This window comes from Streptomyces sp. NPDC059906 (assembly GCF_042730645.1).
GTDB classification, from domain to species: domain Bacteria; phylum Actinomycetota; class Actinomycetes; order Streptomycetales; family Streptomycetaceae; genus Streptomyces; species Streptomyces rubrogriseus.
The window spans coordinates 46,531-70,871 of record NZ_JBHWKU010000035.1; the positions used below are offsets into that span (position 1 = coordinate 46,531).

Sequence of the window (24,341 nt, forward strand, 5' to 3'; positions counted from 1 at the left end):
ATCTCCTTGCCTGGTAGGTACGTCGCGATTCTTCCCCGGCCCGCCGTCACATGCCCCACCGCAGACCCGGGGTGCTGACCGGCGCGTCCCACAGCCCGAGCAGTTCCTCGTCGATCTCGCACAGGGTGACCGAGGCGCCGGCCATGTCGAGGGAGGTGACGTAGTTGCCGACGAGGGTGCGGGCGACGGCCACGCCGCGCTCGCCGAGTACCCGCTGCACCTCGGCGTTGAAGCCGTACAGCTCGAGGAGCGGCGTCGCGCCCATGCCGTTGACCAGGACCAGGACGGGGTTGCGCGGGCCGAGGTCGGTCAGCACCGCGTCCACGGCGGCCTCGGCGATCTCGCCGGAGGTCATCATCGGCCGCCGCTCCCGGCCGGGCTCCCCGTGGATGCCGATGCCCAGCTCCAGCTCCCCGGACGGGAGGTCGAAGGTGGGGCTGCCCTTGGCCGGCGTGGTGACGGCGCTCAGCGCCACCCCGAAACTGCGCGAGCTCTCGTTGACCCGGCGGGCGATCGCCTCCACCTGCTCCAGCGGCCGCCCCTCCCGCGCCGCCGCCCCGGCGATCTTCTCGACGAACAGGGTCGCCCCCGTGCCGCGCCGCCCGGCAGTGTAGAGGCTGTCCGTCACCGCCACATCGTCGTTGACCAGCACCTTCGCGACCTGGATGCCCTCGTCCTCGGCCAGTTCGGCGGCCATGTCGAAGTTGAGCACGTCACCGGTGTAGTTCTTGACGACGAAGAGCACCCCGGCCCCGCTGTCCACGGCCGCCGCGGCCCGCACCATCTGGTCCGGCACCGGCGAGGTGAACACCTCACCCGGACAGGCGGCCGTCAGCATCCCGGGTCCCACGAACCCGCCGTGCAGCGGCTCGTGCCCGGACCCGCCCCCCGACACCAGGGCCACCTCCCCGGACACGGGGGCGTCCCGCCGCACGATCACCCGGTTCTCGACGTCCACGGTCAACTCGGGATGGGCGGCGGCCATACCGCGCAGCGCATCCGCGACGACGGTCTCGGGGACGTTGATGAGCATCCTCAAGGGTATCTCCTAAGCGAGCTGGCAGACGGGCGTCCGACCTGTGTTTCTGCTGGTCAGAGTGGTGCAGGTCGGTTCGTGGTCTCGACGGTCGGCGGCGGTCGTGAGCGGGCTCCTTGATGACGCTGCGTCAGGTCTTCGTGGCGAGTCGGCCGCAGACCGGCAAGAGGCTTGCAGGGGCAGTATCGACCTTGCGACCGCGAAGGTCACGCGAGGCGACGTCCGCGGAGGCCAGGGAGTACCGGTCTGGCAGACACGGAGTCGCCCGCCGAGCGGGGCGGGGCGGCGGGCACCTCTCGCGGATGCCTGTCGGCCCCGGGTGACCGACAGTGTTCAACGCCGCGCCCTCGTGATCACGGACGAGCGCTCCCCTGATCGTAGGCACCACAGCGAAGGAGCAAGGAACAGCATGGCCGCCAACGGATTCGACCAGATCTTCCCGCTCGGCGAGAAGAACGACGCCTACGCGCAGTACTTCATCGGCCAGAGCTATCTGGCCCCGCTCGCCTCGGGCAGCGTCCCCGTCAGCAACGTCTCTTTCGAGCCGGGCTGTCGCAACAACTGGCACATTCACCACGGCACGGACGGCGGCGGTGACCAGATCCTGCTGTGCACGGCGGGCAGCGGCTGGTACCAGGCCGAGGGCGAGGACCCCGTCGGCATGGAGCCGGGAACGGTGATCCGCGTCCCGGCGGGCACGAAGCACTGGCACGGCGCGAAGGCCGACTCGTGGTTCTCCCACGTCGCCTTCATCACCCCGGGTGAAGGCGTCAGCAACGAATGGCTCGAGCCCGTCACCGACGAGGTGTACGGCAAGCTGCCCGAGAACGGAGCGAACGCATGACCGTCCTGGACCCGGGCGTACGGCAACGAGCGCGGTGTCGGCCAGGGCGTGCGCACCGCCGCGGTACCCCGCGACGAGCTGTTCGTGTCGACGAAACTCGCCGCCGAGATCAAGGACCACGACCAGGCGGTCGACGCGATCGACGGGTCGCTGGACCGGCTCGGGATCGAGTACATCGACCTGATGCTCATCCACAGCCCGCAGCCGTGGAACGACTTCCGCGGCGGCGACTGCGCCGAGGGCAACCGCGCGGCATGGCGCGCGCTCGAAGAGGCGCACCGGGCCGAAGGGCGCGACCGTCGTGCCGCACGTGAACCAGCTGCTCGTCCACGCGGGAAACACCCCCTCGCAGCTCCTCGACCACTGCGAGGCCGAGCGGTACGGCGGGTCCGTCCCGCAGGTGTGCATCCGCTACACCCTGCAGCTGGGCACGGTGTCGCTGCCCAAGACCGCGAACCCCGAGCACATGCGCGCCAACGCCCAGGTCGACTTCGAGATCACCGACGACGACATGGACGCCCTGCGCGGCCTGCGGGACGTGGACTACGGCGAGCACAGCGCGTTCCCCGTCTACAGCGGCAAGTGACGCCGCTCCGCGTCACTGGTTGGCTGCTCCGGCCCGGGACTTGATCGCGCGGATGACGTCCGTCTTGGCGTCGGCGTAGTCGTTCATGTCGTTCCACCGCTGGTCGAACAGGGCTCGTTTGACGCTCTCGTACAGGGCGCGGTCGTCCGCGTGGGTGCGCAGGTGGTCACGGAAGAGGAGGTACTCGTGCACCGCCGCGTCCCCTCTTTCGTACACGTGCACATGCACGTCGCGAGTGGGTGTGCGCACGAGTCGGTGTCCTGGCTCTCGAACCCGCAGTTCGTAACCGGCGGCCAGCAGTGCGTCGAGGTAGTCCTCCTCCGCCGTGATGTCGGCCACCGCGACGACGATGTCCACGATCGGCTTGGCGGCCAGTCCCGGAACCGAGGTGGAGCCGATGTGCTCGACCTCGACGTCCGCCGCCAAGGCGTCGAGGATTCGACGCCGGTGACGCAGGTAGTCCTGCGCCCACCGGGCGTCGTAGTCGCTGAGGCCGACCTCGATCGCTTCCGGCCCACCGATGATCTCGACCGTCGTGACGTCCGGCCGACGACGCCCACCGCTGTTCGTCACCAATACATCCTTTGCGTCCGGGGCGAGGCGTTCCCGCACGATCCGAAAGGGGGCGAGTTTACCGCGGGCGGCGGCATCACCGGCGCGGACGAGTTCGAGGACGCGGGAAGCCGTCGGAGTCGCGGTGCGGTTCCGGTTCGCCCGCGGGGAGGAGGTACGCTGCGAAGCGCCTCGTGGGGGAAGTCCGGTCGAAGTCCGGCGCTGACCCGCAACGGTAGGCGGAGCCCCGCAGGGGGTTCCGTAAGCCCGATTACCCGCGGTGGTGAAGCCCCTGTCAATCGCCGTGGACTGCGAGAGGTGCTGTGCAGGGCGCCCCGCGTCCGGGCCCGCTCCTTCGAACACGCAGGCGCACGGCCCGAGGCGAAAGCGAAACGCCTGTGGTCACGCTCCGCGACCGGATACCCGCCGCCCCACCGGATCGCACGGCGAACAGCGGGCCGCCACCGGCCAGGCGCGCCTCACTCCCCCTGCTCGTGACCGGGCTGTGCGTCGCGCTTCCCGTCTCGCTGGCCTGCGGGGCGGGCATCGGCGCGTCGGGGCTCTCCTGGAGCGAGGCGCTGCACTACCTCTGGGCGGGCCTGACCGGAGGGACCATCGGCGCGGACGACGTCGCCGCCTACACCATCGTCTGGGAGCTCCGGTTCCCACGAGCCGTGCTCGCGGCGGTCGTCGGCGCCGGCCTCGCGTCCGTCGGCGTCGCCGTCCAGGCCATGGTCCGCAACGCGCTGGCGGACCCGTTCGTCCTCGGCATCTCCTCCGGTGCCGCCGTCGGGGCCAACGCCGTGCTCATCTTCGGGGCCTTCGGCGCACTCGGTCTGTGGGCGCTGTCCACGGCGGCGTTCCTCTCCGCGCTCGCGGCCATGGTGCTGGTGTACGCGGTCGCCCGGACCCCGCGGGGCCTGACTCCGCTCCGGCTGGTGCTGACCGGTACCGCGATGTACTACGGCTTCTCGGCCGTCACCACCTTCATGGTGTTCGCCGCCGAGCACGGCGAAGCGGCGCGGTCCGCCATGATGTGGCTGCTCGGCAGCCTGGGCGGGGCGAACTGGTCCTCCGTTCCGATCGCCGCGGGCGCGGTCCTCGGCGGCCTCGTCCATCTCGGCTGGTCGGCCCGGCGCCTGAACGCCCTCGCGATGGGCGACGAGACCGCGGCCGCGCTGGGCGTGGACCCCGGACGGCTGCGCAAGGAGCTGTTCCTCACCGCCTCGGCCGTCACGGGTGCGGTGGTCGCGGTCAGCGGGGCGATCGGCTTCGTGGGCCTCATGGTCCCGCACGCGGCCCGGATGCTGGTCGGCGCGGACCACCGCCGGCTGCTGGCCGTGGCGCCCCTGGGCGGGGCCGTCCTGCTGGTCTGGGTCGACATCCTGTCGCGCGTGGTGCTCGCCCCCGCCGAACTGCCGCTGGGCGTACTGACGGCGGCGATCGGCGTGCCCTGCTTCGTCCTGCTGATGCGCCGCCGTACCTACACCTTCGGAGGCGTGTGATGCGGGTCGAGGTCGAGGGACTCACGGTGGAGATGTCCGGCGCGCGGGTGCTCGACGACGTCTCGCTGCACGCGGACAGCGGCGGGTTCGTCGGGCTCGTCGGGCCCAACGGCAGCGGCAAGTCGACCCTGTTGCGCTGCGTGTACCGGGCGCTGCGCCCCACGGCCGGCGTGGTCCGGCTCGGCGGTGACGATCTGCCCTCCCTGAGCCCGCGGGAGAGCGCACGCCGGCTCGCCGCCCTGCCGCAGGAAGCCGGGGCGGAGTTCGACTTCACGGTGGCCGAGGTCGTGGCCATGGGCAGACTGCCGCACCAGGGGGCGACCGCCCGGACCTCCGACGAGGACCGGCACGTCTGCGCCGCCGCCCTGGAAGGAGTCGGCGCGGACCATCTGGCCGACCGCGGCTTCCTCACCCTCTCCGGCGGGGAGCGGCAACGGGTCCTGATCGCCCGCGCACTCGCCCAGCAGCCGCGGATCCTCGTCCTGGACGAGCCCACCAACCACCTGGACATCGCCCAGCAGTTGGAGATCCTGTCCCTGGTGCGGGCCGACGGGCCCACCGTGCTCGCCGCCCTGCACGACCTCAACCTCGCCGCGCTCCACTGCCACCGCCTGCACGTCGTCGACGGCGGCCGGGTCGTCGCCTCCGGCGCCCCGCACGACGTGCTCACGGCCGATCTGCTGGCCGACGTCTTCAAAGTCCGGGCGCACCGCGTCGCCCACCCGGAGACCGGCGCGCTCCAACTGCTCTTCGACCGCCTGCCGGCTCGGTAGCGCGCCCCGCCCGTTCGCCCCGCCCCGTCCGCTCAGCACCGCCCGCCCTCGAAGGAGTCACCCCCAGCATGCCGAACCGCGCACGCCCCGCCGCCCTGGTCCTGGCCCTCGCCCCCGTACTCGCCTTCGCCGTCTCCGGCTGCGGGGCGGACGTCTCGCCGGAGGCGGGGAAGGGGGAGGGCGCCCGGGCGTCGTCCGACGGCCACTATCCGGTGACGGTCGAGAACTGCGGCGAGAAGCTGACGTTCGAGAAGGCCCCGCAGCGCGTGGTCACCAACGACGTGGGAATCACCGAGATCATGTTCGCCCTCGGCCTCGAGGACCACATGGCCGGATACGTCATGCCCGACGACAAGGGCGACCTCACGAAGGTGCCGTGGAAGGACGGCTACCGGAAGACCACCTGGCTGTCGAAGGAGCGCATCAACAAGGAACTGGTCCTGGACGCCCGCGCCGACCTGGTCTTCGCGGGCTGGAACTACGGCTTCAGCGAGGGAGACGGATTCACGCCTCAGGCGCTGCGCCGCGTGGGCATCGACTCGTACCTGCTCAGTGAGTCGTGCCGCAACGGACAGGGCAAGGCCCGCGGTGTGATGCCCCCGCTCGACGCGCTGTACACGGACCTGCGCAACCTGGGGAAGGTGTTCGACGTCGAGGACCGGGCCGAGACCCTCGTCGCCCGGTTCCGCGACCAGGTCGCCCAGGCGCAGGCGAAGGCGCTCAAGGGCGCCGACCGGCCCCGGGTGTTCCTCTACGACAGCGGCGAGGACAAGCCGCTCACCTCCGGGGCCTACGCCGGGCCGCACGACATCATCACCAAGGCCGGCGGCGACCACATCATGAAGGACCTGAAGGACAGCTGGACCACCGTGGGCTGGGAGACGGTCGTCGCCCGTGACCCCGAGGTCATCGTGATCAACGACTACGGGGACACCACCGCCGAGCAGAAGCGCCGCTTCCTCGTGTCCTACAAGCCGCTTGCCAACGTCTCCGCCGTCAAGAACGACCGGATCGTCACCCTCGACTACGTCGACCTCGTCGAGAGCCCGCGCAACCCCGCCGCCATAAGCTCGCTGGCGGCCGACCTCAGGAGCCTCGGCTCCTGAGCACCGGCCGGTGCGACGGCGCTCCGGCCCGGGCGCGGATTCAGATCGTCAGACGCGCGGTTCGGCGGGAAAACCGGTCCAGCGCAGCTCGGCGGGCAGGTGCCGCATGTCGTTGGCGAGGAGGACGGAGGCCGCCCGGCCGGGCGCGTAACGGATGACCGTGAGCGAGGCGTTGCAGTGGTTGAGGCCGAGCCACCGCCACTTCGGCGCGTGCATGGCGTCCCGGACGAGCCAGGCGATGAGGAAGTTGTGGGTGACGACCAGTTCGTGCCGGTCCTGGCCGCCGTCCGGCACCGCCCCCGTGAAAAGACGCAGCGCCTGACGGGCGAGCTCCGGGCCGCGCTCGCGTTCCTCGTCGGTGGCACCGGCGAGGAAGCGGAGGTAGAAGTTGGCCGACTCGGCCGGAAGCTCGGCCCGTTCGGGCACGTGGGGCACGTAGTCACCGGCGGCTTCCGAGACGCGCGGAATGACGCCCTTCAGCTCGTCGGCGATCAGGCGTGCGGTCTGTTCCGCCCGCGGCAGCGGGCCGTGGTGGACGGCATCGAAGGGGATGTCCGTCAGGCGCCGGCCGGCGTCCGTCAGCGCGTTCTCGTCCGGTGCGGCCTCACCGTGCCGGGCAAGGTAGAGGTAGCGGGTGCCTGTGCCGGTCATCTCGGACTCCTCGGGGCCAACTGGCGATCTTGTGCCCCGACGGACGTCGGCCACCCGCGCTCCGGTTCCCCGCACGCCGCGGAAGGACGCTCCCGCGGCCGCGTCAGCGCACGACCTCGGCCCAGACCACCTTGCCGGTGTCCGTCCACCGCACGCCCCACCGGGTGGTGAGCCGGTGCACCACGTGCAGGCCGCGGCCCCCGTCGTCGAGGAGCCCGCCCCGGCCCAGCCGCGGTCTGCCGTTGCCGGTGTCGCCGACCTCGCACAGCAGGCCGGGACCGGCCCTGATCAGCCGCACCGTGATGGGGCCGCCGGCGAACCGGACCGCGTTGGTGACCAGCTCGCTGACCAGGAGCAGCACGCTGTCCCTGGTGCTGTCCCTGGTGCGCCACTGCCGCAGCAGCGCGGAGACCAGCGCGCGGGCCCGGGCGGCCGCGTCCTCGCGAGCGGGCAGCCGCCAGGTCGCGGTGTCCCCCTTGCGGTAGCCGATCGTGCGCGCGATGAGCAGGGTCACGTCGTCGCGCTGGTGCGTCGGCATCACGTCGGAGACCACCCGGCGCGCGGCCTGCTGCAGCGAGTCCCACGGATGCACGCCGGACACGGCGTCCGCCAGCCTGGCGATGCCCTCGTCGATCGGCACCGCCGGGTCCTCGACCAGGCCGTCGGTGTAGAGGGCGAGCAGGGACCCCGGGGGAGCGACGAAGGTGTGCACGCCGTACGGCTCCCGCAGCGCGAACTCGGTACCCAGGCCGGGATGCGGGCGGACCGGGAGCGGGCCGGCGCGCCCGTCCGGCGACACCAGGATCGGGGGGAGGTGGCCCGCGCTGGACAGCGTCACCCGGTGGCTGACGGGGTCGTACACGGCGATGCAGCAGGTCGACCCGAGCGCGCTGTAACCGGCCGCCAGCCCGGACTCCGCGTCGTCCAGCAGCGTCACGGTCTCGTCCAGGTGCTCAAGCACCTCGTCGGGGGCCAGCCCCGCGGACAGTAGCGCCCGGGCCTCCATGCTCAGCTGGCCCATGGTGGCCGCGGCGCCCAGGCCGTGCCCGACGACATCGCCGACGACCAGCGCGGTACGGCCGTCCGGCAGCGGGAAGCTGTTCACCCAGTCTCCACCGACGCCCGCGCTGTCGGGCGTGGCGGGCTGGTAGACGCTGGCGGTCTGGACGGTGCCACCGGCGGAGCGCGGCAGCAGCCGCCGCTGCAGCGCCAGCACCTGCGTGTGCTCGCGCTGGTGCTGGCGGGCCAGGTCCACATGGTGGGAGGTCCTGGCCACCAGCTCCTGGAGGTCGAACAGCTCACTGTCGGCGAACGGGCGGTCCGCCCGCCGCCACACCTCCGCCACGCCCAGGACGACGGGCGGATCACCTTCCAGGACCAGCGGTACGCACGCCACGCCCGCGGACCGGTCGCCGGGCACCAGGGCACGGACCAGCCGCGGGCTGCCGAGCACCCGCTCGATCGCCTCCCGGTCGGGGATGACGATGGACTGCGGGGCGTCGGCGCGCCGTATCGCCTGCGACAGCAGGCGACTCGCGTCGCCGGGAAGGTCCTCGCCCAGGGTCACGTACCCCTCGGGCCAGGCCCGGTCCGGCACCAGGGCCGCCCGCCGCAGCCGGATGCGGCCCTGCCCCCGCTCGGTGACCCCCTCGCCCGTCCACACCGCGAAGTCGAGGTCGACGGCGGCCACGTCTCCCCAGGCCAGCAGGGACTCCGCCAGCGACTGCGCCGTCTCGCCGATGTCCAGCGAGGTGCCGATCGCGGTCTCGGCGGCGTACAGGTGCAGCCTCCTGGCCATGGCGATCACGGAGACGGTCAGCCCCTCCCGGGGCGCGGCCGCGGGCAGGATGCTCATCGACACGACCAGCTCCGACCCGTCGCCGCGCCGCAGGCGCTGGACCCGGGCGACGTGTGCCTCACCGGTCTCCAGGACCTGCCGCAGCCGCCGGGTGACCGTCGGTACGTCCCCCGGGGGCAGGAGATCGACGAACGGGCTGCCGACCGCGGCGTCCAGTCCCGCGAAGACGGGGGCCTCGAGATTGCGGTGGGTGACTCTCAGTTCCCGGTCCAGATTGACCGCACCGAGGATCTGCTCCTGCCGGCCCACCGGCGGACGGTCGTGCTCCGGCAGGTGTCCGCCGGAGTCGTCCCGCGACTCGGCAGGACCGGCCGCCGCGGCCCCGCCACGCGGGATGTACCGCCCCAGGGCGCTGCTGACCAGGTCGAACGGCGACGAGGACGACGGGGAGGGTGTGGAGTCCATGCGGCTCCCTCAGCTCGCTCGCCAACCCCGGCACAGTGCCGGGGCCGTACCCGAACCCGTGCGGAAGGGCCCCCGAGGATCCCGGCCGCACACCCCATTCAATAACACGCGCGGACGCTTCGCCCACATCAGCGGACCGCACGGTGAACACGGAAAGTGGCGGGTGGCGGCCCCGGAGTGCCCCCTGCACCCCGGAGTGCCCCCTACAGCCACTCCCCTTCCAGAGCGGTGGCGGTCAGGCCCGGGGCGGCCGCGTACAGGACGGCACGGCTGCCCGCCTTCTGCCCGGCGTCGTGCGCCCGGCGCAGGATGTCGAACACGGCGGCGCCTCCGCGGTTGCCGCTGGTGTAGCTGTCCCGGCTGTACTCCAGGAGCCCCGAGGGCCACTCGTCGGGCATCGTCTGCTCCATGTACTCCAGCACCCGGGTCCCGCCGGGGTGCGCGAGCAGGACGTCGGGGTGCCAGGAGGAGGGGTCGTCCTCGTAGCGGACGCGGAGCCACTCCCACATCGCGGTGACCGTCTCCTGCACCGCCCGCGGCCCGCGCCGGTCCATCACGAAGTGGGTGCCGTCCGCCCGCGTCTCCAGGCGGTGCAGGTCCCGCGTGCCCGGCAGGGTGTGGTGCCAGGCGGCGTCCAGCCGGAGCACCGACTCGGGCCTCGGGCGGCCCGTGACCACCGCGGCGACCGCGGTGTCCGCGAACAGCAGCCGGACGATCAGGGACTCCAGGGTGTCGTCGGCGGGCTGGTAGGTGGTGCTCAGCGCCTCGGAGATCACCACCAGGACCACCCGGTCCGGGTCCGCCGCCACGAGGTCGGCGGCCAGCGCCAGCGAGCGGGTCCCGGCCACGCAGGCCCACTGGGTGGCGGGCAGCAGCATGGTGTCGCCGCGCAGCGGGAGCCGGTTGGCCAGGGCGACGTCCAGTCCGGGCAGGGCCGGGGTGGTGGAGTTGCTGGTGATCAGGCAGTCGACGTCCGCGACGTCCAGCCCGGCGATCTGCAGGGCACCACGTGCCGCGCGCTCCCCGTAGGCCTGCACGGCCTCCCAGGCCGGGGCGGTGCGCTCCTGGACGGTCTGCGACGCGGGTACCGCCTTCAGGGCGGCGATCACGCGGTCCGCGTCCTGCTCGGTGAACCCGTCGCGGACCAGCGCCTCCCGGGCGGCCCCGAGGTCGCCGCCACCGCCGGGCGCGACGGCGGCCTCCAGCGGGAGCATCCAGCCGCGGCTCTCGATGCCCGTACTGGCCGCGATGCCGTCGATCCGCGGCGCCCACGGCGCGTGCGGGTGCCGGCCGCGTACTTCCTCGGCGATCTCTCGGGTCTCGACGGAGTGCTCGCCGTGTATCACGGCGGGAGCGCACAGGTATGCGGCCACGATCGGCACCTTTCTACGGGGTCTGCTGCGGAGCAGGTGAGGAAGGGGAACGGGTGAGGAAGGGGAACGGGTGGGGAAGGGGAAGAGCCGCGCGTGCTGTGGCAGGGCTCACGTCAGTACGCCGTGGCCAAGTCGGCGGCGGCACGCGCCACTTCGCCCGGCACCGTTCACTTCGAGCATGGCGGCGAAAGGGGCATTTACGCAGTGACCCACGCAACTTGGGCGGCCATGGGATGCGTGAGACGGCGCACACGCCGAAGGCCGCCCGAAGGCGGTCGGCCGGGCCCGGGTCCTACCGGCCGGGCCGGTGAAGTGCCGTGATGCCGGTCAGGACGAGGGCGATCCCGGCGAGGAACTGCTCGCGGTCGTCATGGCCGCGGACCTGGTCCGCCACGGCCCGGGTGAACGGGTACGCGTCCGGGTCGAGCCCCTCCCACGCCGTCGACACGGTGTCCAGGAACTCGTCCCGGTCCACGTCGGCCCCCGCCGGGCCGGCGCTCGCGGAGTTCGCGGCGTTCTGGCCGGCGGCGCCGAGGATGTAGTGCATGAGCGCGGAGGACGCCGTGAACCAGTGGGCCTCGGGCACGCCCATCGCCTGGACCTGGCGGCCGAGGCTCTCGAAGATCCGCGGCGCCACCGTCCCCCAGGGTGTGCGGGACAGCTGTGTCGCGAGCTGCGTGGCCAGCCACGGGTGTGCTTCGGTCGCGTCCCACAGGCCCAGTGCGACGGCGCGCACCGCGTCCTGGGGCGAGTCGGCGGCACCGGTGGGTCCGGCGGTCACGGCGGCGGTGACGACCGCGTCCGTGGCGGCGCCGAGCAACTCGGCCTTCCCCGCGATGTGCCAGTAGATCGCCCCGGGACCGGTCGCCAGGCGCTCGGCCAGGGCGCGAAAGGTGAGGCCGCGCTCTCCCACGGTGTCGAGGAGTTCGACGGCGGCCCCGACGATGCGGTCCCGCGAGAGGGGTTCCTGCCGCCGTTCCGGGCGGCGCGACCTGGTTGCCATGCGCTCATCCTAGACCGCTTGGAACACCGTTCCAGCTTGACAGGGACTGGAACGGCGTTCCACCCTGGCCGTGATGGAACGCCGTTCCAGTGCACGTCGGTCCTGCCGGGTCTGCGCCCCGGGACCGCCATCAGGAGGGAAGCACCATGACCACGCACGTCACGATCGTCGGCGCCGGACTCGGCGGCCTCACGCTCGCCCGCGTCCTGCACGTCCACGGCATCCCGGCCACCGTCCACGAGGCCGAGGCCTCCGCGGAGGCACGCGCGCAGGGCGGGATGCTCGACATCCACGACAGCAACGGCCAACCCGCTCTTGGGGCCGCGGGGCTGGCCGAGGAGTTCCGCGGGCTCGTCCTGGAGGGCCGTCAGGCCTCGCGGGCCCTCGCCCCGGACGGGACGGTCCTGTTCGAGGAGGGCGACGACGGCACGGGCGGCCGCCCCGAGGTGATGCGCGGCGAACTGCGGCGGATGCTGCTCGACTCACTCCCGGCCGGCACCGTCCGCTGGGGCCGCAAGGTCCGTGCCGCCCGCTCCCTCGGTGACGGCCGCCACGAGGTGGCGTTCTCCGACGGCACCTCCGTCGTCACGAACCTCCTGGTCGGCGCCGACGGCGCGTGGTCCCGGGTGCGGCCGCTGCTCTCCGACGCCGCACCCGAGTACGTCGGCATGTCGTTCGTCGAGACCTACCTGCTCGACGCCGACACCAGGCACCCGGCCACGGCGAAGGCGGTCGGCGACGGCGCGATGTTCGCGCTCGCGCCGGGCAAGGCGATCCAGGCCCACCGGGAGAGCGGCGGGACCCTGCACGCCTACGTGGCCCTGCGCAGGCCGCGCGAGTGGTTCGACGGCATCGGTCTCCCCGAAGCGGCGGGTGTCACGCGGCTGGCGCGGGAGTTCGCCGGATGGGCACCGGAGTTGACCGCGCTGATCACCGACGCCGACACCGCGCCGGTCCTGCGCCCCCTGTACACCCTCCCCGCCGCCCACCGGTGGGAGCGCGTGCCGGGAGTGACCCTGCTCGGCGACGCCGCCCACCTCATGCCCCCGTCCGGCGAAGGCGCCAACCTGGCCATGTACGACGGCGCGGAACTCGGCACGGCCCTCGCCGCGCACCCCGGCGACGTGGAGGCCGCGCTCACCGCGTACGAGCGGGACCTGTTCCCGCGCAGCGCGGCGGAGGCCGCCGACGCGTCCCGGCTGCACGCGCTGATGTTCGGCGACGACGCGCCGCACGGCCTGATCAGGATGTTCACCGGCCAGGAGTAGGCGGGTGAGCCCGGTCCGGCGGCTCGGGGCCGGCAAAAGAGCCGGACCGCATCTCTTCTCACCGCTGGGGAGCGCTGTTACATTCCGGAAAACAAGAATTCATTTCAGTCTGTGACTGGAGGCTCCCATGACGGCTGTCGATGGTCTTCCCACCACGCACGCACCGGCCCGTCGCGAGTTGCCGCCGTCGATGGTCGAGCGGGTGACGCTCATCATGGACCTGTTCGAGGGCCGCACGGCCCGGCTGTCCCTGGAGGAAGTGGCCCGGTGCACCCGGCTGCCCCGGTCCACGGCGCACCGGATCCTCGACCAGCTGGTACGGCTGCGCTGGCTCGAACACACCGGCCTGGGCTACGGGCTGGGCCGCCGGGCCCTCGGGTTCGGCGGGGGAGACGGGACGCACGGCAGGATCCGCGAGGCCGCCGCCGCCCGGCTGCACCAGCTGCAGATCCGGACCGGGCTCGTCGTCCACCTGGCCGTCCTGGACGGTGCGGAGGTCTACTACCTCGACAAGGTCGGGGGCCGGTTCGCCGCCACCGTCCCCTCGCGCGTCGGCGGCCGGGCACCGGCCCACTCGACGGCGCTCGGCAAGGCCATGCTCGCCTGGCTCGAACCGGAGGATGTCGAGGCCAGGGCCGGTGAGTCCATCGGCCGGCTGACCCAGCGAACGATCTGCGACATGGGGACCCTGCACCAGGAACTCGACCGCATCCGGCGCCGCCACGGGCTCGCCTTCGAGCGCGGCGAGTGCTTCCCCGACATCGCCTGCGCCGCCGCCGCGGTCCGGGGCCCCGACGGGCCGCTCGCCGCGATCTCCCTGGTGGGGGACGCCTGGTCACCGCTGGAGAAGGCGGCCCCGCTGGTGGTGGACGCGGCCCGGCAGGTGTCGCACGAGTTGTTCCCCCGCCGGCAGACGCCGGTCAGGGCGCCGCGCCGGACCGCGTTCGAGCCGGAGGGGACATGGTCCGCCGAGGCCATGGACCGGCTGCTCGCCGTGGGGCAGTACGGCGACTGGCAGTAGGCGGTCGAGGCACCGGGCCCGAAGCGCGTGCCTCCCGGGTCCGTCGTACACACCGGCCGGGCCCGTCGCACACTTCTTTCGGGCCCGCGTCGTACACACCGGCCGGGCCGGGGCGCCGCTCACCCCCAGTGGTCGCCCCATCCCCACACCTCGGGCGCCGGGACCGCTGCCGCGGCCGGGCTCCGGACGCCGAAGCCGCCGCGGAAGAAGAGCATCGGCTCCCGGTCGGCCACGGTCTCCAGGGCGAGGACCCGGCCCACCACCACATCGTGATCGCCCGCCCCGTGCACGTCGTGCACATCGGCGTGCACCCGGGTCAGGACGCCGGGCAGCGAGGGAGTGCCCCAGCGGGACATTTCCCACTCAAGCCCCTCGTACTTGCGGCCCTTGCCGGACCCGAACCGGCCGCACAGATCCGTCTGCTCCGCGGCGAGGATGTTCACGCTGAACCGGCCCGACTCCCTGATCCTCGGCCACGCACGGCCCCGGTGGTCGGCGCAGAACAGGACCAGGGCCGGTTCGAGGGAGACGGACGCGAAGGACTGGCAGGCGAAACCCACCGGGGTGCCGTCCCCGCCGGTCCCCGTCACCACGGTCACGCCGGACGCGAAGGTTCCCATGACGCGCCGCATCCGCAGGGGCGTCGGCTCGGTCTCCTCGGCGGCCTCGGGCGGGGACAGGGACTCTGCGGTCATCGGTTTCACCTCGAGGGGGACGGTGCGGTGATGTGCCCGGGAGCGGGCAGGTGGCCGAAGCTAGGGCACCGTCCGGCCGGGCCGGGTGACCGTTCCCGATGAGTGGAACCGCCCACCGGCCCGGGCTGCCGGACTGGGCCGGACCCGTCCCGGCGGTACGCATCCCGCTGACCGAGACGTGTCCCGCGCGGCCCCGCCGGCCCTGACTACCGTCCAGGGCCATCGACCACCGAGGTCAAGCGAGGGCAGGGATGATGACGGAGCTGAGCCACGACTCCACACTGCGCGAACTCCCCACCGATGAGGGCGTGTTGCGCTATCACGAGGCCGGAGACGGCCCACCCCTGCTGCTGTTGCACGGTTCGGGCCCCGGCGTCACCGGCTGGCGCAACTACCGCCACAACCTCGGCACGTTCGCCGAGCACTTCCGCTGCCTCGTCCTGGAGTTCCCCGGTTTCGGCGTCAGTGACCCGGCCGACGGCCACCCCATGGCGACCGCGGCCTCGTCGGTCATCCGGTTCCTGGACGGCCTCGGCCTTCAGCGGGTCGACGTCATCGGCAATTCCATGGGCGGCATCGTCGGCACCCGCCTCGCGCTCGAACACCCCGACCGGGTGCGCCGCCTGGTGACGATCGGCGGCATCGGCCGCAACGTGTTCAGCCCCGCGCCCGGCGAAGGCATCAAACTGCTCACCGAGTTCACCGACGCGCCCTCCCGCGAGGGCCTGGTGCGCTGGCTCCACTCGATGGTGTACGACCCGGCACTGGTGACCGAGGAACTGATCGAGGAGCGCTGGGCGCAGGCCACCGACCCGGAGACGCTCGCGAGCGCCCGCCTGATGTACGGCAGCGAGGCCTTCGCCGCCCGCGCCGCCGCCGCGGCCGCCTCCGACGAGGCCCCCTACTGGGCGCTGCTGCACCGGCTGAAGGCGAAGACGTTGCTCACCTGGGGCCGCGACGACCGCGTCAGCCCCGTCGACATGGCGCTCCTGCCCATGCGCACCATCCCGGACGCCGAACTGCACGTCTTCCCCGACTGCGGGCACTGGGTGATGATCGAGCAGAAGGCCGCCTGGGAGAGCGCGGTCCTCGCCTTCCTGACCCGCGAGGCATCGGCCGGTGCGGACGCGACCCGCAAGGACGCGGCGTGAGCGCCCCCGCCCGGCAGGGCTGGGACGAGGAGTTCGACTTCGTCGTCGTCGGCAGCGGCGGAGGCGGCATGGCCGCCGCGCTGACCGCCGCCGACAGCGGACTGAGCACCGTCGTCGTCGAGAAGGGGGCGATGTACGGAGGCACGACCGGCATCTCCGGCGGCGGCATCTGGATCCCCAACAACCCCACCCTGCGCGCCAAGGGCCACGACGACAGCCGCGAGTCGATCCGCCGCTACCTGGACCGGCTCACCGAGGGCCGGGTGCCCGCAGCCCGCCTCGACGCCTACGTCGACCAGGGGCCCGCGGCGATGGAACTGCTCGGCAAGAGCCGCTGGCTGCGGTTCTTCTGGGTCAAGGGGTACGCCGACTACCACCCCGAGTACGACGGCGGCCGCCCGCTCGGCCGGTCCGTGGAGGCGCTGCCCTTCGACACCCGCAGGCTCGGCGAGGACGAGAGGCACCAGCGGCCCAACAGCCTCAAGGGCCCCCTCGGCCTGTGGATCACCGCGAAGGACTACCGCGACCTCGCCATGGTCAAGCGGACCTGGCGCGGGCGCTGGGCGTCGGTCGTGGCCGCCTGGCGGGTCTCCTCCAACGTCGTGCGCCGCCGCCACATGGCCACCGGCGGCCGCGCCCTCGTCGCCCGCCTGCGCATGGCCCTCAAGGACGCCGGCGTACCGGTGTGGCTGCGCAGCCCGATGACCGAACTCGTCGTCGACGACGCCGGGAAGGTCACCGGGGTCGTCGTCACCCGCGACGGCCGCACCGTGCGCGTCGGTGCCCGCCGCGGCGTGCTCCTCGCCACCGGCGGCTTCGACCACAACCCGCAGATGCGCGAGAAGTACCTCCCCGAGGGCGGCCGGGACAACCACAGCGCCGGAGCCGTCGAGAACACCGGCGACGGCATTATGGCCGGCCAGGCCCTCGGCGCCGCCCTCGACCTCATGGACGACGCCTGGTGGATGCCGTCCGTGCACCACCCCTCCGGCGCCACCGTCCCGCTCGTCTCCGAGCGCTGCATCCCGCCGTCGGTGATCGTCTCCGGCGACGGTCGGCGCTTCACCAACGAGTCGTCGCCGTACGTCAACTTCGTCCACGACCAGCTGGCCGGCGGCCACGTGCCCGCCTGGTTCGTGATGGACGCCAAGGCCCGCGCCCGCTACCCCTTCGCCCAGGTGCTGCCCGGCCTGCCGTTCCCCAAGGCGTTCTACGACAAGGGCACCGTGCACCGCGCCGACAGCATCGAGGAACTCGCCGAGCGGATCGGCGTCCCGCGCGACACGCTGGCCGAGACCGTGGCGCGGTTCAACGGCTTCGCCCGCACCGGCAAGGACACCGACTTCGGCCGCGGCGACAGCGCCTACGACCGCTACTACGGCGACCCCACCCTCACCAACCCCAACCTCGACGAGATCGACAGGGCCCCCTACTACGCGGTGCGCATCGAGGTCGGCGACCTCGGCACCAAGGGCGGCCTGGTCTGCGACGAGCACAGCCGGGTGCTGCGCGAGGACGGCTCGGCCATCGCCGGACTGTACGCCACCGGCAACACCTCGGCGTCGGTGATGGGAGGCGAGTACGCCGGTCCGGGCGCCACCATCGGCCCCTCCATCGTGTTCGGCCACATCGCCGCCCGGCACGCGGCCGCCGCCCGCACCGGGCCCGTCACCGCCCAGGACGCGCCGTGAGCCCGGGGCCGCTGACCGTACGGGTCGTCAAGGTAATCCGGGAGACGGCCGACGCGCACTCGCTGGTCCTGGAGCCCGCCGAGGAGGACCGGGCCGCGTTCGCCTACCGCCCGGGCCAGTTCCTCACCCTGCGGGTGCCCTCCGAGCGGGACGGCGGCGCCGCGCGCTGCTACTCGCTGTGCAGCTCCCCGGTCCGCGACGAGCTGCTCAAGGTCACCGTCAAACGCACCGCCGGGGGCTACGCCTCCCACTGGATCTGCGACCACGTCACCGAGGGCGACACCCTCCAGGTGCTGCGGCCCGCGGGCACCTTCACTCCCGACTCCCTCGACGGCGACTTCCTCCTGCTCGCCGCGGGCAGCGGCATCACCCCCGTCATGTCGATCCTCGCGTCCGCACTGCACGCCGGGACCGGCCGCGTCACCCTCGTCTACGCCAACCGGGACGAGCAGTCCGTCATCTTCCGCGAGGAACTGACCGCGCTGGCACGGCAGTACGGCGACCGGCTCACCGTCCTGCACTGGCTGGAGTCCCTCCAGGGCCGGCCCACGGCGTCCGGACTGCGGGCCCTCGCCGCGCCGTACGCCGGCCGACCCGCCTTCGTGTGCGGGCCCGGCCCCTTCATGGACCTGGCCACGGGCGCCCTCGCCGACCTGGGGGTGCCCGCCGGCCGGATCACCGTCGAGCGGTTCACCTCCCTGACCGGCGACCCCTTCACGGAGCCGGACCACGACCCGGACGCCGACACCGAGGGGCCCGTCAGCACGGCCGAGGTGGAGCTGGACGGGGAGAGCCGCACCGTCGACTGGCCGCGCGGCAGGCCCCTGCTCGACGTGCTCCTCGCGGCCGGACTCGACGCCCCCTACTCCTGCCGGGAGGGCGCGTGCAGCGCCTGCGCCTGCGTCCTGGTGGAGGGCGAGGTCGTCATGGAACGCAACGAGGTCCTCGACGCCCAGGACCTGGCCGACGGACTCGTCCTCGCCTGCCAGGCCCGCCCGGTCAGCGACCGGCTGAAGGTCACCTACGACGGCTGACCGCCCTCCCGCCCCCCTCTCTTCTCTGGACCCCCTCGACGGACTCCTCGACTCTGATGAGGTTCGAAACAGTGACCAAGGCGACCGCCGCGATCGTCGGATCCGGCAACATCGGCACGGACCTGATGTACAAGCTGCTGCGCTCCGAGACCATCGAGCCGCGCTGGATGATCGGCATCGACGCGCAGAGCCCGGGCCTCAAGCGCGCCGCCGACCACGGACTGCACACCGGCGCCGACGGCGTCGAACCGCTGCTGTCCGGCAGCGAGCGGCCCGACCTGGTCTTCGAGGCCACCTCCGCGTACGTCCACAAGGCCAACGCGCCCCGCTACGCCGCACTCGGCATCCAGGCCATCGACCTGACCCCCGCCGCCATCGGCCCCGCCGTCGTGCCCGCCGTCAACCTCGGCGACCACCTCGACGCGCCGAACGTCTCCCTCATCACCTGCGGCGGCCAGGCCACCATCCCGATCGTGCACGCCGTCTCCCGGGTCACCGAGGTGCCGTACGCGGAGATCGTCGCCGGCGTCGCCTCGCCGTCCGCCGGGCCCGGCACCCGCGCCAACATCGACGAGTTCACCCTCACCACGAGCCGCGGCATCGAGACCATCGGCGGCGCCGCCAAGGGCAAGGCCATCATCATCCTCAACCCGGCCGAACCCCCGATGCTCATGCAGGACACCGTCTTCTGCGCGATCCCCGCCGACGCCGACCACGCCGCCGTCACCGCCTCCATCCACGAGACGGTCGCCATGGTCGCCTCCTACGTGCCCGGCTACCGGCTGCGCACCGAGCCGCAGTTCGACGAGCCGACCCCGGTCAGCGGCGGACTCGCCCGGGTGGCGGTGTTCCTGGAGGTGGAGGGCGCGGGCGACTTCCTGCCCCCGTACTCCGGGAACCTCGACATCATGACCGCCGCCGCCACCAAGGTCGGCGAGGGCTTCGCCCAGCGGATCACCGCCCGCCGCGCCGGTGCCTGAGACCCGCCCACCGAGGAGTACACGAGTCATGCCCTACAGCACCGACCTGGACATCCGCGTCACCGACTCGTCCCTCAGGGACGGCTCGCACGCCAAGCAGCACCAGTTCACCGTCGACCACGTCACCTCCATCGTGGCCGCCCTCGACGACGCGGGCGTCTCCGTCATCGAGGTCACCCACGGCGACGGCCTCGGCGGGTCCTCCTTCAACTACGGCTTCAGCCACACCCCCGAGCAGGAACTCATCAAGGCCGCCGTGAAGACCGCACGGCGCGCGAAGATCGCCTTCCTGATGCTGCCCGGCCTCGGCCTCCAGGACGACATCCGCGAGGCCGCCGACAACGGCGCCTCGATCTGCCGGATCGCCACCCACTGCACCGAGGCCGACATCGCCGTCCAGCACTTCGGCCTCGCCCGCGAACTGGGCCTGGAGACCGTCGGGTTCCTGATGATGTCGCACAGCAGCCCGCCCGAGGCACTGGCCCGGCAGGCCCGCGTCATGGCCGACGCCGGCTGCCAGTGCGTCTACGTCGTCGACTCCGCCGGCGCCCTCGTCATGGAGGAGACGAGCGACCGCATCGCCGCCCTCGTCACCGAACTCGGCGACGACGCACAAGTCGGCTTCCACGGCCACGAGAACCTCGGCCTCGGCGTCGCCAACTCGGTGCTCGCCGTGCGCGCCGGGGCCACCCAGATCGACGGCTCCACCCGCCGCTTCGGCGCGGGCGCCGGCAACACTCCCGTCGAGGGCTTCGCCGCCGTCGCCGAACGCCTGGGCATCCGCACCGGCATCGACGTGCTCAAGATCATCGACGCCGCCGAGGACGTCGTCCGGCCCGTCATGGACGGCGAGTGCCTGCTCGACCGCATGTCGCTGACCATGGGCTACGCCGGCGTCTACTCCAGCTTCCTGAAGCACGCCGCCCGCCAGGCCGGCAAGTACGGGGTGTCCGGCGCCGAGATCCTGCTGGAGGCCGGGCGCCGCAGACTCGTCGGCGGCCAGGAGGACCAGCTCATCGAGATCGCGGTCGGCCTCGCCGAGAGGGACCGCACCACCGCACCGACCTCCCCGCGGAAGTGAGCACAGCCATGACCAATCCAATACTCGAGGCCGTCGAGGCACGCGCCGACGAGATCAGCGCCCTCGGCCCCGCCAACGAAGCCCTCGGCCGGCTCGACGACCAGGCCGTCAAGGTCCTGCGCGACGTCGGCGCCATCCGCATGCTCCAGCCCAAGACATATGGCGGACTCGAACTGCACCCGCGCGAGTTCGCCGAGACCGTCATGCGCATCGCCGCCTGCGACGGCGCCACCGGCTGGGTCGCCGGTGTCGTCGGCGTGCACCCCTGGGAGATGGCGATGGCCGACCCGCGGGTCCAGGAGGAGGTCTGGGGCGAGGACCCGGACACCTGGATCGCCTCCCCGTACGCGCCGATGGGCCTGCTCAAACCCGTCGACGGCGGCTACGTCTTCAACGGCCGCTGGCAGTTCTCCTCCGGCACCGACCACTGCCAGTGGATCTTCCTCGGCGGCTTCCTCGCCGACGCCGACGGCAACCGGCTGAACCCGCCGCGGTCCGTGCACGTCATCCTGCCGCGCGCCGACTACGAGATCGTCGAGGACTCCTGGAACGTCGTCGGCCTGCGCGGCACCGGCAGCAAGGACGTCGTCGTCAAGGACGCCTTCGTCCCCGCCTACCGGGTCATCGAGTACGCCAAGGTGGTGGACGGCTCCCTGGCCGCCGAGTCCGGTCTGACCAATCCCGCCTACCGGCTGCCGTTCTCCGCCGCCTTCCCGCTCGGCATCACCTCCGCCGTCATCGGCATGTGCGAGGGCGCCCTCGCCCACCACCTCGCCCACCAGCGCGACCGCGTGCAGATCACCGGGCAGGCGGTGCGGGACGACCCGTACGTCCTCTACGCCGTCGGGGAGGCGGCGGCCGAGATCGCCGCCTCCCGTGCCGCGCTCCTCGACAACGTCAGCCGGATGTACGACATGGTCGCCGCCGGACAGGAGATCACCTTCGAGCGCCGTGCCGTCGGCCGGCGCACCCAGGCCGCCGCCGCCTGGCGCGCGGTCCGCGCCGTCGACGAGATCGTGGCCCGCTCCGGCGGCAACGCCATGCGGCTCGACAACCCGATCCAGCGCTTCTGGCGCGACGTGCACACGGGCCTGGCGCACGCCATCCACGTGCCCGGGGCCGTCTTCCACGCCTCCGCCCTCACGGAGATCGGCGTGGAGCCGCCGCAGGGCCCGATGCGCTCGATGATCTGACCACCAGGGAGGACGGACCAGACATGACCCAGATCCGAGGACTCGGCTACCTCCGGGTCCAGACCCGCGACATCGACCGCTGGCGCGAACTCACCGTGGACGCCCTCGGGTTCGCCGAGGGGTCGGGCCCCGACCCCGACGGCCTGTACCTGCGGATGGACGAGCGCCGATCCCGGCTCGTCGTCCTGCCCGGTGACACCGACCGCGTGCTGTCCGTCGGCTGGGAGGTGCGCGACCAGTTCGCCCTGGCCGCCGTCGGCCGCGCCGTCGAGGCGTCCGGCACGGCCGTGAAGATGCTCAGCCAGGAGGAGGCCGACGACCGGGGAGTCGAGGCCGCCCTGGCCTTCGAGGACCCGGCGGGCGTACCCGTCGAGGTGTTCTTCGCGCCGGTCCTCGACCACAGCCCCGTACTGACCGGCCTCGGGCAGCGGTTCGTCACCGACGGGCAGGGCATGGGGCACGTCGTGCTGCCCACCACCGCCATGGACGACACGGTCGCCTTCTACACCGAGGTACTGGGCTTCCTGCCGCGCGGCGGGATCCGGCTCAGCGGCCAGGCGCCCGACGCGCCGCCCCGCCGAGTGCGCTTCATGGGCGTCAACGAACGCCACCACAGCCTCGCCGTCTGCCCCGCCCCGCACAGCGGCGAACCCGGCCTGGTCCACCTCATGGTCGAGGTCGACACCCTCGACGCCGTCGGCCGCGCCCTCGACAACGTCAACAAGCGGAACTTCTCCCTCTCCTCCACGCTGGGCCGGCACACCAACGACAAGATGGTCTCCTTCTACGTGCGCGCCCCCGGCGGCTGGGACATCGAGTACGGCTGCGAGGGCATGCGCGTCGACGAACGGCACTACACCGCCGAGGAGATCACCGCCGACAGCTACTGGGGCCACGACTGGTCCGGCTCCGAGCCGCTCGCCGCCTTCACCCCGCCGCCCGGGACCGGCGCGTGAGCACCGCCCGGCCGGTGACCCCTGTCCGCGCCGAGACCGTCACCCGCTGGGCCGCCGAGACCGGCGTACTCGTCGTCGGACACGGGTGCGCCGGGGCCGCCGCCGCCTTCGAGGCCGCGTCGGCGGGCGCCGGCGTCCTGGTCCTGGAACGGGCGGGCGGCCCCGGCGGGTCGTCCGCACTGTCGGGCGGCGAGCTGTACCTGGGCGGCGGCACCGAGGTGCAGAAGGCCTGCGGCTTCGAGGACAGCCCCGAGGAGATGTACTCCTACCTCCGGGCGGCCCTCGGACCGCACACCGACGACGGGAAGCTGCGCCTGTACTGCGAGGAGAGCGTCGCCCACTTCCAGTGGTTCGTGGACCGGGGACTGGCCTTCGAACCGACCCTGTGGGACGCGCCGACCTGGATGCCGACCACCCGGGACGGTCTGATGTGGCTGGGCGAGAACGCCTGGCCGTACAACGAGATCGCCCGGCCCGCGCCCCGCGGCCACCGCACGGCCACCGAGGCGTTCGGCGGCTGGCTGGTGATGGAGAAGCTGGTCGCCGCCGCGGAGGAGGCGGGCGCGGTGACGCACGCCGACACCCTGGCCACCGCCCTGATCGTGGACGGCACCGGCCGCGTCGTCGGCGTCACCGCCCGCCGGCACGGTGAGGACCTGGCCTACCGGGCGCGCGGGGGAGTGGTGCTCACCACCGGCGGCTTCGCCGACAACGAGGAGATGCTCGCCGACCACGCCCCGCACCTGCTCGCCCACGGCAGGGTCAGCGACGGCCTCGACGACGGCAGCGGCATCCGGATGGCCGCCGCCCTCGGTGCCGCGACCCGCCGCATGGGCGTGGTCGAACTGGCCCTGACGGCACTGCCCGCCCTGGCCGTGCGGGGCATGCTCGTCAACGCCCACGGGCAGCGCTTCGTCAACGAGGACGTCTACCCGGGCCTGTTCAGCGTGGCCGCCGTGCTGACCCAGCCCGCGCCCTACTGGGTGATCCTCGACGAGGAGGGCTACGAGGCGGTGCCCGAGCGCGAACGCTGGGGCGTCGTCCCCCGGTTCGTGTCCGAGACCCTCGGCGAGCTGGAGAGCGAACTCGGCATGCCACCAGGGGCCTTGGAGTCGTCCGTCGGCACCTACAACACGCACGCGGCGCGCGGGCGGGACCCGTACTTCCACAAGGACGCGCGCTGGCTCCGCCCGCTGGAGGGGCCGTTCGCGGCGATCGACCCCAGGGCCGGCTTCCACCAGGGCGGCCGGCCGAGCGCGGGAGCGGGGACGGGCGTCGCCGGGTTCACCCTCGGCGGGCTGCGCACCACCGTGGACGGCGCCGTGCTCGACGTGTCCGGCGCCGTCCTGCCCGGCCTGTTCGCCGCGGGGCGGGCGGCCTCCGGCATCCACGGCGAGGGATACGTGAGCGGTACGTCGCTCGGTGACGGGACGTTCTTCGGCCGCCGGGCCGGAGTGGCGGCAGCGGCGGGGCCTCGGTCCGCCTCCTGAACGCGGTGGGGCCGGGGGGGGGGCGGGGGGGGGGGCGCCGCCCCCCCCCGAGGGGGGGGCGGCCCCGCCGGGGGGGAGGCGCGGGGCGC

Annotated in this window: 21 protein-coding genes, 1 pseudogene and 1 riboswitch; of the genes and pseudogenes, 15 read left to right on the plus strand and 7 right to left on the minus strand. The window is 72.9% G+C overall.

Features of this window, described 5'->3' with window-relative positions; all coding sequences use genetic code 11:
* Nucleotides 1–46: 46 nt before the first annotated feature.
* Complete coding sequence (gene dhaK / locus ACFV9J_RS34580) at nucleotides 47–1,039, minus strand: dihydroxyacetone kinase subunit DhaK (protein WP_385361160.1); 993 nt, start codon at nucleotides 1,037–1,039, stop codon at nucleotides 47–49.
* Between the two features lie 406 nt (nucleotides 1,040–1,445).
* Here dhaK and ACFV9J_RS34585 point away from each other — a divergent pair, with 406 nt between their 5' ends.
* Entirely contained in the window at nucleotides 1,446–1,880 is a 435-nt protein-coding gene (locus tag ACFV9J_RS34585) for a cupin domain-containing protein (RefSeq protein WP_385361163.1), read from the plus strand.
* A 12-nt stretch (nucleotides 1,881–1,892) separates the two neighbouring features.
* Nucleotides 1,893–2,466: pseudogene (locus tag ACFV9J_RS34590) on the plus strand (aldo/keto reductase family protein); the annotation flags it as partial.
* 12 nt (nucleotides 2,467–2,478) lie between these two features.
* Here ACFV9J_RS34590 and ACFV9J_RS34595 read toward each other — a convergent pair.
* On the minus strand, nucleotides 2,479–3,039 hold the full coding sequence (locus ACFV9J_RS34595; protein WP_385361165.1) for a GrpB family protein: 561 nt from the start codon (nucleotides 3,037–3,039) through the stop codon (nucleotides 2,479–2,481).
* A gap of 154 nt (nucleotides 3,040–3,193) precedes the next feature.
* A riboswitch (cobalamin riboswitch) is annotated at nucleotides 3,194–3,297 on the plus strand.
* A 119-nt stretch (nucleotides 3,298–3,416) separates the two neighbouring features.
* Between ACFV9J_RS34595 and ACFV9J_RS34600 the strand changes: the two genes are divergently transcribed.
* From ACFV9J_RS34600 to ACFV9J_RS34610, 3 genes are all read left to right on the plus strand, one after another.
* Nucleotides 3,417–4,523, plus strand: a complete 1,107-nt coding sequence (locus ACFV9J_RS34600) for a FecCD family ABC transporter permease (protein WP_385361167.1) — start codon at nucleotides 3,417–3,419, stop codon at nucleotides 4,521–4,523.
* Nucleotides 4,523–5,296, plus strand: a complete 774-nt coding sequence (locus ACFV9J_RS34605) for an ABC transporter ATP-binding protein (protein ID WP_385361170.1) — start codon at nucleotides 4,523–4,525, stop codon at nucleotides 5,294–5,296. The genes ACFV9J_RS34600 and ACFV9J_RS34605 overlap by 1 nt, the downstream gene beginning before the upstream one ends.
* 68 nt (nucleotides 5,297–5,364) lie before the next feature.
* The gene (locus ACFV9J_RS34610) at nucleotides 5,365–6,402 is read left to right on the plus strand and encodes an ABC transporter substrate-binding protein (protein WP_385361172.1); all 1,038 of its coding nucleotides are present in this window, start codon (nucleotides 5,365–5,367) and stop codon (nucleotides 6,400–6,402) included.
* A gap of 48 nt (nucleotides 6,403–6,450) precedes the next feature.
* On the opposite strand, the gene ACFV9J_RS34615 is transcribed toward ACFV9J_RS34610, so the two are convergent.
* The 4 genes from ACFV9J_RS34615 to ACFV9J_RS34630 all read right to left on the minus strand — a co-directional run bounded on the left by ACFV9J_RS34615 (nucleotide 6,451) and on the right by ACFV9J_RS34630 (nucleotide 11,692).
* Nucleotides 6,451–7,053, minus strand: a complete 603-nt coding sequence (locus ACFV9J_RS34615; RefSeq protein WP_385361174.1) for a histidine phosphatase family protein — start codon at nucleotides 7,051–7,053, stop codon at nucleotides 6,451–6,453.
* A 103-nt stretch (nucleotides 7,054–7,156) separates the two neighbouring features.
* Entirely contained in the window at nucleotides 7,157–9,316 is a 2,160-nt protein-coding gene (locus ACFV9J_RS34620; RefSeq protein WP_385361176.1) for a SpoIIE family protein phosphatase, read from the minus strand.
* 203 nt (nucleotides 9,317–9,519) lie between these two features.
* Nucleotides 9,520–10,689: a type III polyketide synthase gene (locus tag ACFV9J_RS34625; protein ID WP_385361178.1), complete on the minus strand. Its 1,170-nt coding sequence runs from the start codon at nucleotides 10,687–10,689 to the stop codon at nucleotides 9,520–9,522.
* 292 nt (nucleotides 10,690–10,981) lie between these two features.
* On the minus strand, nucleotides 10,982–11,692 hold the full coding sequence (locus ACFV9J_RS34630; RefSeq protein WP_385361181.1) for a TetR/AcrR family transcriptional regulator: 711 nt from the start codon (nucleotides 11,690–11,692) through the stop codon (nucleotides 10,982–10,984).
* Between the two features lie 146 nt (nucleotides 11,693–11,838).
* Between ACFV9J_RS34630 and ACFV9J_RS34635 the strand changes: the two genes are divergently transcribed.
* Nucleotides 11,839–12,960, plus strand: a complete 1,122-nt coding sequence (locus tag ACFV9J_RS34635; protein ID WP_385361183.1) for an FAD-dependent oxidoreductase — start codon at nucleotides 11,839–11,841, stop codon at nucleotides 12,958–12,960.
* A 127-nt stretch (nucleotides 12,961–13,087) separates the two neighbouring features.
* Nucleotides 13,088–13,981, plus strand: coding sequence for an IclR family transcriptional regulator (locus ACFV9J_RS34640; RefSeq protein WP_385361185.1), 894 nt, complete (start codon nucleotides 13,088–13,090; stop codon nucleotides 13,979–13,981).
* 119 nt (nucleotides 13,982–14,100) lie between these two features.
* Here ACFV9J_RS34640 and ACFV9J_RS34645 read toward each other — a convergent pair whose 3' ends face one another.
* On the minus strand, nucleotides 14,101–14,676 hold the full coding sequence (locus ACFV9J_RS34645; RefSeq protein ID WP_385361188.1) for a flavin reductase family protein: 576 nt from the start codon (nucleotides 14,674–14,676) through the stop codon (nucleotides 14,101–14,103).
* 251 nt (nucleotides 14,677–14,927) lie between these two features.
* Here ACFV9J_RS34645 and ACFV9J_RS34650 point away from each other — a divergent pair, with 251 nt between their 5' ends.
* The 8 genes from ACFV9J_RS34650 to ACFV9J_RS34685 are packed head-to-tail and all read left to right on the plus strand — an operon-like array spanning nucleotide 14,928 to nucleotide 24,252.
* The gene (locus ACFV9J_RS34650) at nucleotides 14,928–15,827 is read left to right on the plus strand and encodes an alpha/beta fold hydrolase (protein ID WP_385361190.1); all 900 of its coding nucleotides are present in this window, start codon (nucleotides 14,928–14,930) and stop codon (nucleotides 15,825–15,827) included.
* Nucleotides 15,824–17,518 carry an FAD-binding protein gene (locus ACFV9J_RS34655; RefSeq protein WP_385361193.1) on the plus strand — a complete coding sequence of 565 codons (1,695 nt, stop codon included), beginning with the start codon at nucleotides 15,824–15,826 and terminating at the stop codon, nucleotides 17,516–17,518. The genes ACFV9J_RS34650 and ACFV9J_RS34655 overlap by 4 nt, the downstream gene beginning before the upstream one ends.
* Nucleotides 17,515–18,552 carry a 2Fe-2S iron-sulfur cluster-binding protein gene (locus ACFV9J_RS34660; RefSeq protein ID WP_385361195.1) on the plus strand — a complete coding sequence of 346 codons (1,038 nt, stop codon included), beginning with the start codon at nucleotides 17,515–17,517 and terminating at the stop codon, nucleotides 18,550–18,552. Before ACFV9J_RS34655 ends, ACFV9J_RS34660 begins: the two co-directional genes overlap by 4 nt.
* Nucleotides 18,553–18,608: 56 nt before the next feature.
* On the plus strand, nucleotides 18,609–19,532 hold the full coding sequence (locus tag ACFV9J_RS34665; RefSeq protein WP_385361197.1) for an acetaldehyde dehydrogenase (acetylating): 924 nt from the start codon (nucleotides 18,609–18,611) through the stop codon (nucleotides 19,530–19,532).
* A 28-nt stretch (nucleotides 19,533–19,560) separates the two neighbouring features.
* Nucleotides 19,561–20,613 (plus strand): 4-hydroxy-2-oxovalerate aldolase, encoded by a 1,053-nt coding sequence (dmpG, locus tag ACFV9J_RS34670; RefSeq protein ID WP_385361200.1) that lies wholly within the window; start codon nucleotides 19,561–19,563, stop codon nucleotides 20,611–20,613.
* An 8-nt stretch (nucleotides 20,614–20,621) separates the two neighbouring features.
* A complete protein-coding gene (locus ACFV9J_RS34675) occupies nucleotides 20,622–21,806 on the plus strand; it encodes an acyl-CoA dehydrogenase family protein (protein WP_385361202.1) in 1,185 nt (394 codons plus the stop codon).
* Nucleotides 21,807–21,829: 23 nt separating this feature from the next.
* Complete coding sequence (locus ACFV9J_RS34680) at nucleotides 21,830–22,762, plus strand: VOC family protein (protein ID WP_385361204.1); 933 nt, start codon at nucleotides 21,830–21,832, stop codon at nucleotides 22,760–22,762.
* Nucleotides 22,759–24,252: an FAD-dependent oxidoreductase gene (locus ACFV9J_RS34685; RefSeq protein ID WP_385361206.1), complete on the plus strand. Its 1,494-nt coding sequence runs from the start codon at nucleotides 22,759–22,761 to the stop codon at nucleotides 24,250–24,252. The genes ACFV9J_RS34680 and ACFV9J_RS34685 overlap by 4 nt, the downstream gene beginning before the upstream one ends.
* Nucleotides 24,253–24,341 lie beyond the last annotated feature (89 nt).

Excerpts from the sequence above, each read along its gene's own strand:
- ACFV9J_RS34665 (WP_385361197.1), top strand. The coding sequence starts at position 18,609 with ATGAGGTTCGAAACAGTGACCAAGGCGACCGCCGCGATCGTCGGATCC.
- ACFV9J_RS34640 (WP_385361185.1), top strand. The coding sequence starts at position 13,088 with ATGACGGCTGTCGATGGTCTTCCCACCACGCACGCACCGGCCCGTCGC.
- ACFV9J_RS34620 (WP_385361176.1), bottom strand. The coding sequence starts at position 9,316 with ATGGACTCCACACCCTCCCCGTCGTCCTCGTCGCCGTTCGACCTGGTC.
- ACFV9J_RS34675 (WP_385361202.1), top strand. The coding sequence starts at position 20,622 with ATGACCAATCCAATACTCGAGGCCGTCGAGGCACGCGCCGACGAGATC.
- ACFV9J_RS34585 (WP_385361163.1), top strand. The coding sequence starts at position 1,446 with ATGGCCGCCAACGGATTCGACCAGATCTTCCCGCTCGGCGAGAAGAAC.
- ACFV9J_RS34605 (WP_385361170.1), top strand. The coding sequence starts at position 4,523 with ATGCGGGTCGAGGTCGAGGGACTCACGGTGGAGATGTCCGGCGCGCGG.
- ACFV9J_RS34630 (WP_385361181.1), bottom strand. The coding sequence starts at position 11,692 with ATGGCAACCAGGTCGCGCCGCCCGGAACGGCGGCAGGAACCCCTCTCG.
- dmpG (WP_385361200.1), top strand. The coding sequence starts at position 19,561 with ATGCCCTACAGCACCGACCTGGACATCCGCGTCACCGACTCGTCCCTC.
- ACFV9J_RS34650 (WP_385361190.1), top strand. The coding sequence starts at position 14,928 with ATGATGACGGAGCTGAGCCACGACTCCACACTGCGCGAACTCCCCACC.
- ACFV9J_RS34610 (WP_385361172.1), top strand. The coding sequence starts at position 5,365 with ATGCCGAACCGCGCACGCCCCGCCGCCCTGGTCCTGGCCCTCGCCCCC.
- ACFV9J_RS34645 (WP_385361188.1), bottom strand. The coding sequence starts at position 14,676 with ATGACCGCAGAGTCCCTGTCCCCGCCCGAGGCCGCCGAGGAGACCGAG.
- ACFV9J_RS34680 (WP_385361204.1), top strand. The coding sequence starts at position 21,830 with ATGACCCAGATCCGAGGACTCGGCTACCTCCGGGTCCAGACCCGCGAC.
- ACFV9J_RS34635 (WP_385361183.1), top strand. The coding sequence starts at position 11,839 with ATGACCACGCACGTCACGATCGTCGGCGCCGGACTCGGCGGCCTCACG.
- ACFV9J_RS34615 (WP_385361174.1), bottom strand. The coding sequence starts at position 7,053 with ATGACCGGCACAGGCACCCGCTACCTCTACCTTGCCCGGCACGGTGAG.